This window comes from Caulobacter sp. GW822-FHT01G02 (assembly GCF_058802865.1).
The window spans coordinates 94,917-107,222 of record NZ_JBXAON010000001.1; the positions used below are offsets into that span (position 1 = coordinate 94,917).

The window sequence follows — 12,306 nt, forward strand, 5'->3', positions numbered from 1 at the left end:
CCGTGAGGGAGAGTAGAAAATGCGGCTTCTGGTCGTCGGAAAACTGAACGGGCAGCTCTCGGTCGCCGTGAAGATGGCGATGAACGCGGGCGCGAAGGTGTCGCACGTCGAAACGACGGAGCAGGCGACCAATGCGTTGCGCGCGGGGCAGGGCGCGGACCTGCTGATGGTCGAGTACTCGCTCGACATCGCCGGCCTGATCGCGGCCAACGAGGCCGAGCGGATGCGGGTGCCGGTGGTGGCCTGCGGCGTCGACGCCGACCCCGCCCGCGCGGCGGCCGCCATCAAGGCCGGGGCCAAGGAATTCATCCCGCTGCCGCCGGACGCCGAGCTGATCGCCGCCGTCCTGGCCGCCGTCACCGACGATGAAAAGCCGATGGTCGTCCGCGACCCGGCCATGGAGTCGGTGATCAAGCTGGCCGACCAGGTCGCCGCGTCCGAAGCCTCGATCCTGATCACCGGCGAAAGCGGTTCGGGTAAGGAGGTCATGGCCCGCTACGTCCACGGCAAGTCGCGCCGGGCCAAGGCCCCGTTCATCTCGGTCAACTGCGCCGCCATCCCCGAGAACCTGCTGGAAAGCGAGCTGTTCGGCCACGAGAAGGGCGCCTTCACCGGCGCCATGGCCCGCCGCATCGGCAAGTTCGAGGAAGCCGACGGCGGCACCCTGCTGCTGGACGAAATCTCGGAAATGGACGTGCGCCTGCAGGCCAAGCTGCTGCGCGCCATTCAGGAACGCGAGATCGACCGCGTCGGCGGCTCCAAGCCGGTCAAGGTCAATATCCGCATCCTGGCCACCAGCAACCGCGACCTCGTCCAGGCCGTGAAGGACGGCATCTTCCGCGAAGACCTGCTCTATCGCCTGAACGTCGTGAACCTGCGCCTGCCGCCGCTGCGCGAGCGCCCGGGCGATGTGATCAGCCTGTGCGAGTTCTTCGTGAAGAAGTACTCGGCCGCCAATGGCGTGCCGGAAAAGCCGATTTCGGCCGAGGCCCGCCGTCGCCTGATCGCCCACCGCTGGCCGGGCAACGTCCGCGAGCTGGAAAACGCCATGCACCGCGCGGTGCTGCTGTCGACCGGCCCGGAGATCGAGGAGTTCGCCATCCGCCTGCCGGACGGTCAGCAACTGGCCCCCGCGCCGGATGTCGCGGTCGCCCGCGGCGCCCAGATGGCCGCCGACGCCGTCTCGCGCGCCTTCGTCGGCTCGACCGTCGCCGAGGTCGAGCAGAAGCTGATCATCGACACGCTGGAGCATTGCTTGGGCAACCGCACGCACGCCGCCAACATCCTGGGCATCTCGATCCGCACGCTGCGCAACAAGCTGAAGGAATACAGCGACGCCGGCGTTCCGGTGCCGCCGCCGCAAGGGGGCGTGGGCGCGGCCGCCTAGTGATTTTCGTTGGCGTCGCGGAGCCGAAAACCCCGTCCTTCGACAAGCTCAGGATGAGGTTTTCTACTGAAGCGGCGCCGACCATCGTCCTCATCCTGAGCTCGTCGAAGGACGAGGACGACGCAAGGAAGAAGACGGCCCTGGGGGCAACATGTCGCGGCGCCGCGACCATCCGTCCGGCGCCGAACATGGCTAATTCTCGTTAAGGAGATGGCGGCGGACCGCAAATCGCTTCAAGCGCTGGTCTAGCTTACCCATCAACGGTTCAAGGTTCAGCATGGCCGACGCCGCCGCCCCGACCGCCCGATCCGTCCCCAGCGCCCGGTCGCTGCTGGATGGCTTTCTGCGCGGCGAAATGGGCCTGGCCCTGGGCGTCGTGGGCATCATCGTCCTGCTGATCCTGCCGGTCCCGCCGATGCTGCTGGACATGCTGCTGGCCATCTCGGTGACCGGATCCGTGCTGATCCTGATGACGGCGATCCTGATCAAGCGGCCGCTGGAATTCACCTCGTTCCCGACCGTCCTGCTGGTCTCGACGCTGTATCGCCTGGGTCTGAACGTCGCCTCGACCCGCCTGATCCTCGGCCACGGCCAGGAAGGCACCGGCGGGGCCGGCGCGGTCATCGAGGCCTTCGGTCATCTGATGATGCAGGGCAACTTCGTCATCGGGGTGATCGTGTTCATCATCCTGGTGGTGGTGAACTTCATGGTCGTCACCAAGGGTTCGGGCCGGATCGCCGAAGTCGCCGCCCGCTTCACCCTGGACTCCATGCCCGGCAAGCAGATGGCGATCGACGCCGACCTGTCGACCGGCCTGATCGACCAGGAAGGCGCCAAGCTGCGCCGCAAGGAACTGGAACAGGAAAGCACGTTCTTCGGGGCCATGGACGGCGCCAGCAAGTTCGTGAAGGGCGACGCGATCGCCGGCCTGATCATCACCGGCATCAATGTCGTCGGCGGCATCATCATCGGCGTCGTGCAGCACAAGCTGCCGATCGGCCAGGCCGCCTCGACCTACACCATCATGACCATCGGCGACGGCCTGGTCAGCCAGATCCCGGCCCTGATCATCTCGATCGCCGCCGGCATGGTCGTTTCGAAGGCCGGCGTCGAAGGCTCGGCCGACAAGGCCCTGACGACCCAGCTGGCCATGAACCCGGCGGGCCTGGGCATGGTTTCCGCCTCGTCCGGCATCATCGCCCTGATCCCGGGCATGCCGATCATCCCGTTCGCGGTGCTGTCGCTGGGCGCGGGGGCCCTGGCCTACAAGCGCATCCAGGACGCCAAGAAGCCCAAGCCCATCGATCCATCCCTGCTCGAGGCCGCCTCCGCCCCCGCCGAGGCGGAAGAGGAGCCGATCAGCGCCTCGCTGGCGATCGACGACGTCAAGATCGAGCTGGGCTACGGCCTGCTGACCCTGATCAACGACCTGGACGGCCGCAAGCTGACCGACCAGATCCGCGCCTTGCGCAAGACCCTGGCCGGCGAGTTCGGCTTCGTCATGCCGCCCGTGCGGATCCTCGACAACATGCGCCTGGCCAACCAGGGCTACGCCATCCGCATCAAGGAAATGGAAGCCGGCGCCGGCGAAGTGCGCCTGGGCAGCCTGATGGCCATGGACCCGCGCGGCGGCCAGGTCGAGCTGCCCGGCGAGCACGTGCGCGAGCCCGCCTTCGGCCTGCCGGCCACCTGGATCGCCGACGACCTGCGCGAGGAAGCCACCTTCCGCGGCTACACGGTCGTCGACCCGGCCACGGTGCTGACCACGCACCTGACCGAGATCCTCAAGGAGAACATGGCCGACCTGCTGTCCTACGCCGAGGTGCAGAAGCTCCTGAAGGAGCTGCCCGAGTCGCAGAAGAAGCTGGTCGACGACCTGATCCCGGGCACGGCCACCGCCGCCACGGTGCAGCGCGTGCTGCAGTCGCTGCTGCGGGAGCGGGTCTCGATCCGCGACCTGCCGCAGATCCTGGAAGGCATCGGCGAGGCCGCGCCGCACACCGCCTCGGTCACCCTGCTGGTCGAGCAGGTGCGCGCCCGCCTGTCGCGCCAGCTGTGCTGGGCCAACCGCGGCGACGACGGCGCCCTGCCGATCATCACCCTCTCGGCCGACTGGGAGCAGGCCTTCGCCGAAGCCCTGATCGGTCCCGGCGACGACAAGCAGCTGGCCCTGCCGCCTTCGCGCCTGCAGGACTTCATCCGCGGCGTCCGCGACGCCTTCGAGCGCGCGGCCCTGGCTGGCGAACACGCCGTGCTGCTGACCAGCCCGGGCGTCCGCCCCTATGTCCGCTCGATCATCGAACGCTTCCGCGGCCAGACCGTGGTGATGAGCCAGAACGAGATCCACCCCCGCGCCCGCCTGAAGACGGTGGGGATGGTCTAGGGATAGGGTGGCTTTCGGTCATCGCCCCGGGGGGCTTTCGACCCTAGTCGGACGTGTCCAATCGACCTAAGATCGTGCGGTGCTAGCCGACATCCTGCTCCTGTTCCTTCTGCTTTTGGCCATCGCATCGGCGGCGTTGTGGCCGGCTCTGTATGCGACGGCAGCGCGCGAAGTCTTCAGAGCGTGGCCCGAGGCTCGGGACGCCTTTGTCGGCGGCGGCGCCTGGATTCCCTTCTCGCGTAAGTTTGGAAAGGCCTACGCTTTGGGGGCGCTCCTCCTTGCGTTCACTTGGGTCGTGGCAGGCGCGGGACTTGTCCCAAACACGACAGCTGGTGCCTGGCTCCTCTTTGGTCCTGCGATCCTCTTGATGGCCGTCGGCGTCATTCTAGCCATGCTCGTCGTCGTCCGGTGGGTGGTGGACGAATAAAGGCCGACTTCCACCCATCACTGCCTCTCGAAACGTCGGCTTAGCCGTCCCCGGCTTTAGGACGCTCTCGCCGCCGCGCCGGGCGTCGGTCGGTATTTCTCGGCGTCGCTGGTGAATTCGGCGTGGCCGTATCGCGCCAGCTGGCGCTTGAGCTTGGCGACCAGGCGCGCGTCGGCCAGGTCCGAGACGCCGGGGAGGTTCCGCGCCAGGCGGTAGGCCAGCAGCTGGCTGGTCACCAGCAGCGCCACGACGCCGAACATCATGAAGTCGCGGGGACCGATCTCGACGCCCATGCGCCTCGCGGCCGCGACGTCGCCGTTCATGAAGTTGCGCAGGAAGAACACCTTGGAGAAGCGGCGCTCGACCTTGTCGAACAGGCGGTTCTCCGGGCGCTCGTCCGGCGGCAGGTAGGCGTTCAGCGTGGCCCGGACCAGCTCGCCGCAGGTGGCGTCGTCGAAGCCGGCGCGCAGGGTGCCGCTGCGGGCGTTCATGGTGTCGACCACGCCCTGCGGGGTGTCGGCCAGCAGGTCCTCGGGCAGGCCCAGCAGGAAGCAGCGGTAGCGGGCCAGCTCGACCCGCGCGCGCTCGTCTGCGGTGAAGGTCTTCCGGCCCTGGCCGACGATCTTGTAGCTCATCAGGAAGATCGGGATCAGGCCGGCGGGCATCTGGTCGACCTGCGGGATCGGAATGCCATACACGCCGACGTCCCAGCGGTCCGAGCGCTTCAGGGCGTTGAACCGCACCATGGAGTGCATCAGCCGCACCATGGCGGCGGCCTTGAAGCCCGCCCCGTGGCGCTCCAGAGAGCCGGGCAGCAGGGTGGTGGTGAAGAAGGTCGCCGTCTCGTTGACCCGGCGGGCGGCCGTGTCGTTCGACAGGGTCCCGGTCAGGGCCATCGGCAGGGCGGCGTACTTGTTCATGAAGGTGGCGATGAACGCGCCCCGGATCGCGAACGGCCCCAGATTGGCGGCGGCGTTGCGGTCCAGCCGCTGGCCCTCGCGCACCAGGTCCATGTCGACCCAGGCCGGCGTGGCTTCCATGTCGGCGATGAAGGCGGCCAGCTCCGGCGGCGCGTTGGGCACGGCGGCGACGCCTTCGTCGCAGGCGCTGGTCAGCATCTGGATCAGCGGACGGAAGCCATATCTGGGCATCAGCGCGGCATAGGCGTCTGCGACCACGTCGCCCAGCAGGGTGTAGGCCTTGATCAGGGCGACCTTGTCCGGATCGAGTTTACGGAGGCGCGGCGCGACGCTGGTTTTCGGATCGTCGGTGAAGCGCTCCGGCGTGGCGTCGAAATCGACGTCGCCATAGAGCGCGGGCAGGGCGGTCTTCTGGGACGCGACCTTGGCCCGGACCTTTTCGAGGGCGGCGTTCATGGGAACTCCTGGCGTAGCGGAACCGAGACGGATCCAACTGTTCGGCGCTAGGTTAGGCCCACAGAACCCCGACGCTACTCGCCTTGCCCGCATCTCGGAGGCCAAGCCACAAGTGACTGAAAAGACGAGGCGAACGCCGCGCCAGTCGCGCTCCGAGGCGACGGTGGACGCAATTCTGGAAGCGGCCTTTCAACTTCTCGAGGCCGATGGCGTCGAAGCCCTGACCACCAACCACATCGCCGAGCGGGCCGGAGTCAGCGTCGGCACGCTCTACCAGTACTTCGCCGGCAAGCAGGCGATTCTGGCGGCCCTGGCCCAGCGGCGGGCCGCCGCCGCCCGCGACCGCATCGCCGAGATCGTCATCGCGGGACCTGAACTGGGGGCGGTGCGCCTGATCGTCCGCACCCTGGCCACGGCCTTCGAGGGCTCGCCCGCCACCCGCCGCGCGCTGCTGGACGCCCTGACCCTGGCGGGCGGCGACGACGTGGTCATGCGTCACCACCTGACGTTCTTCGACACGATCGCCGGCAAGACCGCCTTCGGCTTTCCATTGTCGCCCGAGGCCGGCTTCGTCCTGACTCACGCGGTGGTCGGATTGCTGCGCGCGGCGACCGCCGAGACCGAGCTGGCGCTGGACCCGGCGCGGCTGGAGGACGAGCTGGTGCGGCTGATGGAGGCCTATATCGGGGCCCTGGTCATGGCCCCTCGTGGCGACGGCGGCTCGCCCCGGTAGAACGTGGCGTCGACTCGCCGACGGAACCGTGTCCGCAAGGTCACGTTGTTTCCGGCAAGGGAGGGGCCCCTTTCGACGGAGAGTGACCATGACCAACAAGATCGCCCTGCTCGCCGCCGCCGCGTCCCTGACGTTCGCCGGCGCGGCTTTCGCCCAGAGCACCACCACCACGACGACCCCGGCCGCGCCGACCACCGGCGCCATGCCGCCGGCCTCGACCACCATGCCGGCGCCCACTCAGTCCACGACCACGACGACGCCGACTCAGAGCACGACCACCACGACCACGCCGTCGGCTTCGACGACGACTCAGACCACCACCCCGTCCGCTGACGCCGCGGGCGCGCCGACCTCGGCCAGCGTCGCCAGCTTCAAGGTCGGCTCGGCCGTGAAGGACGCCGCCGGCGTCTCGGTCGGTCAGATCACCGGCACCAGCACCGGCGCCGACGGCTCGACCAACGTCATCGTCACCAACGGTGGCGTGAAGTTCGCCCTGCCGGCCAACAGCCTGAGCGCGGCCGCCGACGGCAGCGTATCGACCACGGCCACCAAGGCTCAGATCGACGCCACGGTCGCGGGCGCCAAGCCGCAGTAAGCGACCCGTATCCGCACGGATGCGACAGCGAGCCCGCTCGGCATTGCCGAGCGGGCTCGTCACTGATAGCGATGACCATCAAGAGGGGCGGTCATCGCCGACTTGGGGTTCAGTATGCCTCCGGCCAATAAGACTAAGCGTGGGTCTAACTCACTGCTGTGGGACTTGCTCACGTTCGATCGCCTGGTCACCGGGCCGGTGATTCACTTCATCTATTGGGCTGGCCTCGGGGTCGTGGCCCTGTTCGGCTTTTCGGTCGTCGGCGCCGCCGTGGGCCTGGCGCTGAAGGAGCCGGGCGTCGGCTCGCTGCTGCTAGCCTTCCCGGTGCTGGTCGCCGGCCTGCTGGTCGCGGGCGCGCTGGTGCTGCTGTGGCGCGCCTTCTGCGAGTTCTACGTCGCCATCTTCCGGATCAGCGAGGACCTGCGGGCCCTGCGCCAGACCAGCGACGCCGACCACGCCGCCATCCGGGCTCGCCAGGCGGCGCAGCCGCCGCGTTCTCAGGTTTAAGGTCAAGCGGCCCAGCCGCCGCGTACCCAGGTCTAAGGCCGCTACTTCGCGACGGTCTTCAGCTGCTCGCGCAGCGCGCTCATCGTCTCCAGCGGCATGTCGAGCGCGCAGAACAGCTTCTCGGGGATAGAGACGGCCTGGTCGCGCAGGGCGCGGCCCTTGTCGGTCAGCGCCACGATGACCCGCCGCTCGTCCTCCGGATCCCGGGTTCGCTGGACGAGACCGCCGGCTTCCAGACGCTTGAGCAGCGGGGTCAGGGTGCTGGAATCCAGGTCCAGCGCGTCGCCCAGGGCCCCGACGGTCCGGGGACTGGCCTCCCACAGCACCAGCAGGGCCAGATACTGCGGATAGGTCAGCCCCAGGGCGTCCAGCATGGGCCGGTAGAGCCGCGTCATCCGGTTGGCCGCGCCGTAGAGGGCGAAGCACAGCTGGTTGTCGAGGCGCAGGACCTCGATCGGAGCATCGGACGGCGCGGACTTCTTCTGGGTCATGACATTACGGCTTAGGCGGCCTTCACGGTGATGGCCACGTCGACATTGCCACGGGTGGCGTTCGAATAGGGGCAGACTTGGTGGGCCGTCGCAACCAACGCTTCGGCGTCGGCCTGGCTCAGGCCCTGGGTTTCGACCTCCAGCGCGACTTCCAGCTTGAAGCCGACCTCTTGCGTGGCGAGGCCGACCTGGCCCGTCACGGTCGAGCCGGTCAGAGCGATCTTCTGGGTGCGGGCGACGTGGGCCATGGCGCTCTGGAAGCAGGCGGCGTAGCCGGCGGCGAACAGCTGCTCGGGGTTCGTGCCGGTCTCCTTGCCGCCCAGGGCCTTGGGCATCGACAGCTGGACGTCCAGCAGGCCGTCTTCGCTGCGGGCGTGGCCGTCACGGCCGCCGACGACGGTGGCGCGGGTGGTGTAGAGGGTGGTCATGGGAGCCTCCTTGGCTTGAAGTGATGTGAGCGATTTAATCGCACACGATATAATTGCAAGGGCTGGACGGTGAAAAAGATCGCGTGCGACTTAATTCGCCGGTGGAGGGGGGGCAGCACCGCGCCACTGAGTCATGACCAGCCCCCTCCGTCTCGTCGCGTATCCGCGCCGATCCACCTCCCCCAAAAGGGGAGGAGAGGCATTTGTCGCTAGGTTCTAAGCCGCCCAGGCCGCCGCGAAGCGCCTGAGCAGCGAGCGCGCCGGGCTCTCGACCCTGGCTTCGGCGGCTTCCAGGCGCAGAAACAGATCCCCGGCCTTGTGCGCCGCGCGGGCGGGAAGGCCCTGGCCGGGCAGGCGGACCAGGCCGCGGGCGGCGGCCTTGGTCGAGATCCAGGCCGGGCGCGGGCCCAGCGGGGTGTCGGCGTCGACGCGGCCGCCTTCTGCCAGCACGCGCGGATCGACCTTGCCGGTCAGCCAGATGTCGTCGCCACGCACCAGGGCGCCGTCCTGAGCCCGCAGGCGGACCTCGAACAGCACGCCCTCGACCCGGACCTTGTCGCCTTCGCGCAGGCCGGCGGGCAGCTTCAGCCTCAGGCGGCGGCCGTCGATGGCCAGCTCCTCGGCGCCGCCGGCGACGGCCGTGGCGATGTCGATCTCGAGAAAGACGCGGTCGGCGATCGGGACGGCTTGCACCGTTGGCGGGAAGTTGTGCTGAACGACCGGCGTGTCCTGCAGCAGGCGGTAGGCGGCCAGCACGTCGCGGAACAGGGCCGCATCGCCGGTCGGACGGTCGGGGTGGGCTCGCTTGGCGGCCTCGCGATAGGCCATGCGCAGCTCGCGCTCGTCGGCGGTGGACGCAACACCCAGGAGGGCGCGAGCAGCCGAAAGCGTCAGGGCGGGCGTACGGGTCGTCATGGTTCGACCGTGGCGCCGGATGGTCAACGGCGGGTTAAGTTAAGACTTTAGAGGCCAGGTCCCCAAAGGGTTCGCCCTGATGTGGCTCTCGACCGCGCCAGGCTCTATATCGAAGGGCATGAGCGCTGACCCGACCCTGATCCCCGCCTCGCCCAGCGAGGACGAGTATGTCCGTCAAGTCACCGAGGCGGTCCCGCCGGCCCTGCTGTCGGAGGAGGATCCCTTCGCCCTGTTCGCCGAGTGGCTGGAGGAGGCGGGCAAGAAGGAGCTCAACGACCCCAACGCCATGACCGTCTCGACCGTCGACGCCGACGGCATGCCGGACTCGCGCATGGTGCTGCTGAAGGGCGTCGATCCGCGCGGCTTCGTCTTCTACACCAACACCCAGAGCGCCAAGGGGCGCGAGCTGAACGGCCAGCCCAAGGCGGCCTTGCTGTTCCACTGGAAGTCCCTGCGCCGCCAGGTGCGGATTCGCGGGGCGGTCGAGCCGGTCAGTGACGCCGAGGCCGACGCCTATTTCGCCAGCCGCGCCCGTCCCAGCCAGCTGGGCGCCTGGGCCAGCGACCAGTCGCGTCCGCTGCCCGACCGCCTAGCCCTGGAAAAGCGAGTCGCCGAGATGGGCCTGAAGTTCGGCCTCTCCAAGGTTCCGCGCCCGCCGCACTGGTCGGGCTACCGCATCATCCCCGTCACCATCGAGTTCTGGCGCGACCGGCCGTTCCGCCTGCATGAACGGCTGGTGTTCGACCGGGCGGACGGGGGCTGGACCACGAAGCGGCTGTTTCCCTAGGCCCGCGCCCGGTCACCTTACCCCGTACCGCGCCAGGAACGTCTCGACCGCGTCCTCGGCGATGTCCTTGATCGGACGGCGGGGCAGGACGTCGTCGCCGGCCGTGATGCCCAGGACCAGGGTGACGTGGTCGAGCAGGCCCAGCAGTTGGCCGGCGGCCCAGGAAGCCTTCTCGACCCTGATTTCGCCGGTCCTGGTCAGGTCGTTGATCACCGAGATCGCCGCGCCGCCCAGTTCGTCGCGGGCGCTCTGCAGGAAATATTCGGCGACATCCTCGAAGCGGCGGCGCTCGGCCGTGACCATCCGGAACATGGCCCGGGTGTCGGCGCGTGACAGGAAGGTCGCGTAGGCGATGGCCAGGGCGGCCAGGCGCGTACGGGCGTCGCCCTTCACCCGAACGGCTTCGCGCACCGGCGCGCCGACGCTGCTGACCGTCTCCAGCACGATCGCCTTGAACAGGTCGGCCTTGCTGGGGAAATAGGCATAGAGGGTGGCGGTCGAGACCCCGGCGGCGCGGGCGACCACCTCCATGCCGGTGTCGGCGTAGCCTTCCTTCAGGAATAGGGATCGGGCCGAGGCGAGGATTTCCTCGCGCTTGTGTCCAGACCGCTTCAGACCCGCACCGACAAGCATGTGACACTCGCACTCAATGGCTTTCATGCAATCTAACCGCGAAAATCACGACTCGGCAAGGCTTGCGCGAGAGGACGCGGGCGCACGTTTCGGCTATGCAGCCCCGGCGCCGATCTTCGGGCGCGACGAGATGGGACGCTGGGCGTGATCAAGGACGCGGAAGCCGCGCGCGAGCAGGAAGTCGCCGCCTGGTTTGGCGAGCGGGCGGAAAGCACGATCGAGACCTCGTGCGCCCGGGTGTTCCTGATCGACGGTTCGGCCTTCAAGGTGAAGCGCCCGGTCGATTTCGGCTTTCTGGACTACTCGACCCTGGAGCTGCGGCGCTGGGCGCTGGAGCGCGAACTGACCTTCAACCGCGCCGCCGCGCCGGACATCTATCGCGAGGTCCGCCAATTGAACCGCACCGCCGACGGCGGCCTGGAAATCGACGGCGAGGGCGAGATCGTCGAGTACCTGCTGGAGATGCGCCGCTTCGACCAGAACGGCGTGCTGGCCACCCAGCCCTGGGCGATCGACGACGCGCTGGAGGATTCGCTGGGCCGCACCGTGGCCCGTTTCCACGCCGGCGCGTCGCTGCGTCCGCAAGGCGGCGGCATCTCGGCCCTGGGCTACACGATCCGCTCGAACGCCAACCTGCTGCGCGGCCTGTCCGCGCGCCTGGGCAAGCAAGCGGTCGAGCGCCTGGTTCACGAGACCGACATCGCGCTGGAGCGCCTGGGTCCGCTGCTGGATGGTCGCGCCAAGGACGGCTTCGCCCGCCACTGCCACGGCGACCTGCACCTCGGAAATATCCTGATCGAGAACGGCCAGCCGATCCTGTTCGACTGCATTGAGTTCAACGACACCCTGTCGGACATCGACGTGCAGTACGACCTGGCCTTCCTGCTGATGGACCTGGATTTCCGCCGTCGCCGCGACGCCGCCGGCCGGGTGCTGAACGCCTATCTGGACGAGGCCGCCCGCACGTTCGGCGAGGGGCTGTGGGCGGGCCTGGCCGCCCTGCCGCTGATGCTGAGCGTCCGCGCCGCCGTGCGCACCCACGTCTGGGCCTATACCGGCGATGACGAGGCCGCCCGGGCCTATCTGAACACCGCTCTGGAACACCTGGCCCCCAAGCCGGTCAGCCTGGTGGCGGCCGGCGGCCTGTCGGGTTCGGGCAAGTCGACCTTCTCGCGCGTCTGCGCCCCGGGCCTGGGTTCAGCGCCCGGCGCGGTCGTTTTGCGCACCGACGAGATCCGTAAGCGCCTGTGGGGCGCGCCGTCCCTCCAGCGCCTGCCGCGCGAGGCCTATACGCCGGAGATGAGCGCCAAGGTGTATGACCAGCTGTTCCATGACGCCGAGCTGTGCCTGAAGGCCGGACGCTCGGTGGTTCTGGACGCGGTGTTCCTCAAGCCCGAGGAGCGGGCCCGCGCCGAGGCCCTGGCCACGCGCTGCGACGTCGGCTTCCTGGGCGTCTGGCTGGAGGCCCCGCCCGAGGTGCTGCGCGCGCGCGTGGCGGCCCGGGTCAACGACGCCTCGGACGCCGACGTGGCGGTGCTGGAGAACCAGCTGACCCGCGAGACCGGCGAGATCGCCTGGCGCAAGGTCGATACGGTCAATGCGTTCGAGGACGAGGCCCGGGCGCTGGCGGAGACCATGGGCTAA

General features: G+C 68.7%; 13 protein-coding genes. 8 read left to right on the forward strand and 5 right to left on the reverse strand.

The annotated features are described in order from the left end of the window. Positions 1 to 19 precede the first annotated feature (19 nt). The 3 genes from flbD (at position 20) to AC1RNC_RS00510 (ending at position 4,197) form a co-directional block, all read left to right on the forward strand. The gene (flbD, locus tag AC1RNC_RS00500; protein ID WP_492835636.1) at positions 20 to 1,387 is read left to right on the forward strand and encodes a sigma-54-dependent transcriptional regulator FlbD; all 1,368 of its coding nucleotides are present in this window, start codon (positions 20 to 22) and stop codon (positions 1,385 to 1,387) included. Between the two features lie 277 nt (positions 1,388 to 1,664). Continuing rightward, entirely contained in the window at positions 1,665 to 3,770 is a 2,106-nt protein-coding gene (gene flhA / locus AC1RNC_RS00505; RefSeq protein WP_492882802.1) for a flagellar biosynthesis protein FlhA, read from the forward strand. A gap of 79 nt (positions 3,771 to 3,849) precedes the next feature. Next, positions 3,850 to 4,197, forward strand: a complete 348-nt coding sequence (locus tag AC1RNC_RS00510; RefSeq protein ID WP_492882804.1) for a hypothetical protein — start codon at positions 3,850 to 3,852, stop codon at positions 4,195 to 4,197. A gap of 56 nt (positions 4,198 to 4,253) precedes the next feature. On the opposite strand, the gene AC1RNC_RS00515 is transcribed toward AC1RNC_RS00510, so the two are convergent. Beyond that, positions 4,254 to 5,573 carry an oxygenase MpaB family protein gene (locus tag AC1RNC_RS00515; RefSeq protein ID WP_492882806.1) on the reverse strand — a complete coding sequence of 440 codons (1,320 nt, stop codon included), beginning with the start codon at positions 5,571 to 5,573 and terminating at the stop codon, positions 4,254 to 4,256. Positions 5,574 to 5,685: 112 nt separating this feature from the next. On the opposite strand from AC1RNC_RS00515, the gene AC1RNC_RS00520 reads away from it, so the two are divergent. The 3 genes from AC1RNC_RS00520 to AC1RNC_RS00530 all read left to right on the forward strand — a co-directional run bounded on the left by AC1RNC_RS00520 (position 5,686) and on the right by AC1RNC_RS00530 (position 7,408). Next, the gene (locus AC1RNC_RS00520) at positions 5,686 to 6,306 is read left to right on the forward strand and encodes a TetR/AcrR family transcriptional regulator (RefSeq protein WP_492882808.1); all 621 of its coding nucleotides are present in this window, start codon (positions 5,686 to 5,688) and stop codon (positions 6,304 to 6,306) included. 88 nt (positions 6,307 to 6,394) lie between these two features. Continuing rightward, entirely contained in the window at positions 6,395 to 6,901 is a 507-nt protein-coding gene (locus tag AC1RNC_RS00525; RefSeq protein ID WP_492882810.1) for a hypothetical protein, read from the forward strand. Between the two features lie 102 nt (positions 6,902 to 7,003). After that, a complete protein-coding gene (locus tag AC1RNC_RS00530) occupies positions 7,004 to 7,408 on the forward strand; it encodes a DUF4282 domain-containing protein (RefSeq protein WP_492835627.1) in 405 nt (134 codons plus the stop codon). 41 nt (positions 7,409 to 7,449) lie between these two features. Here the strand turns inward: AC1RNC_RS00530 and AC1RNC_RS00535 are convergent, their stop codons facing one another. From AC1RNC_RS00535 to AC1RNC_RS00545, 3 genes are all read right to left on the reverse strand, one after another. After that, on the reverse strand, positions 7,450 to 7,899 hold the full coding sequence (locus AC1RNC_RS00535; protein WP_492882812.1) for a MarR family winged helix-turn-helix transcriptional regulator: 450 nt from the start codon (positions 7,897 to 7,899) through the stop codon (positions 7,450 to 7,452). 11 nt (positions 7,900 to 7,910) lie between these two features. Beyond that, positions 7,911 to 8,327, reverse strand: a complete 417-nt coding sequence (locus AC1RNC_RS00540; protein ID WP_047410442.1) for an organic hydroperoxide resistance protein — start codon at positions 8,325 to 8,327, stop codon at positions 7,911 to 7,913. 216 nt (positions 8,328 to 8,543) lie between these two features. Then, positions 8,544 to 9,242 carry a DnaJ domain-containing protein gene (locus AC1RNC_RS00545; protein WP_492882814.1) on the reverse strand — a complete coding sequence of 233 codons (699 nt, stop codon included), beginning with the start codon at positions 9,240 to 9,242 and terminating at the stop codon, positions 8,544 to 8,546. A 118-nt stretch (positions 9,243 to 9,360) separates the two neighbouring features. Between AC1RNC_RS00545 and pdxH the strand changes: the two genes are divergently transcribed. Further along, entirely contained in the window at positions 9,361 to 10,029 is a 669-nt protein-coding gene (gene pdxH, locus AC1RNC_RS00550) for a pyridoxamine 5'-phosphate oxidase (protein WP_492882816.1), read from the forward strand. A 12-nt stretch (positions 10,030 to 10,041) separates the two neighbouring features. On the opposite strand, the gene AC1RNC_RS00555 is transcribed toward pdxH, so the two are convergent. Continuing rightward, positions 10,042 to 10,662, reverse strand: a complete 621-nt coding sequence (locus AC1RNC_RS00555) for a TetR/AcrR family transcriptional regulator (protein WP_492882818.1) — start codon at positions 10,660 to 10,662, stop codon at positions 10,042 to 10,044. A gap of 144 nt (positions 10,663 to 10,806) precedes the next feature. Between AC1RNC_RS00555 and AC1RNC_RS00560 the strand changes: the two genes are divergently transcribed. Continuing rightward, on the forward strand, positions 10,807 to 12,306 hold the full coding sequence (locus AC1RNC_RS00560; RefSeq protein WP_492882820.1) for a bifunctional aminoglycoside phosphotransferase/ATP-binding protein: 1,500 nt from the start codon (positions 10,807 to 10,809) through the stop codon (positions 12,304 to 12,306).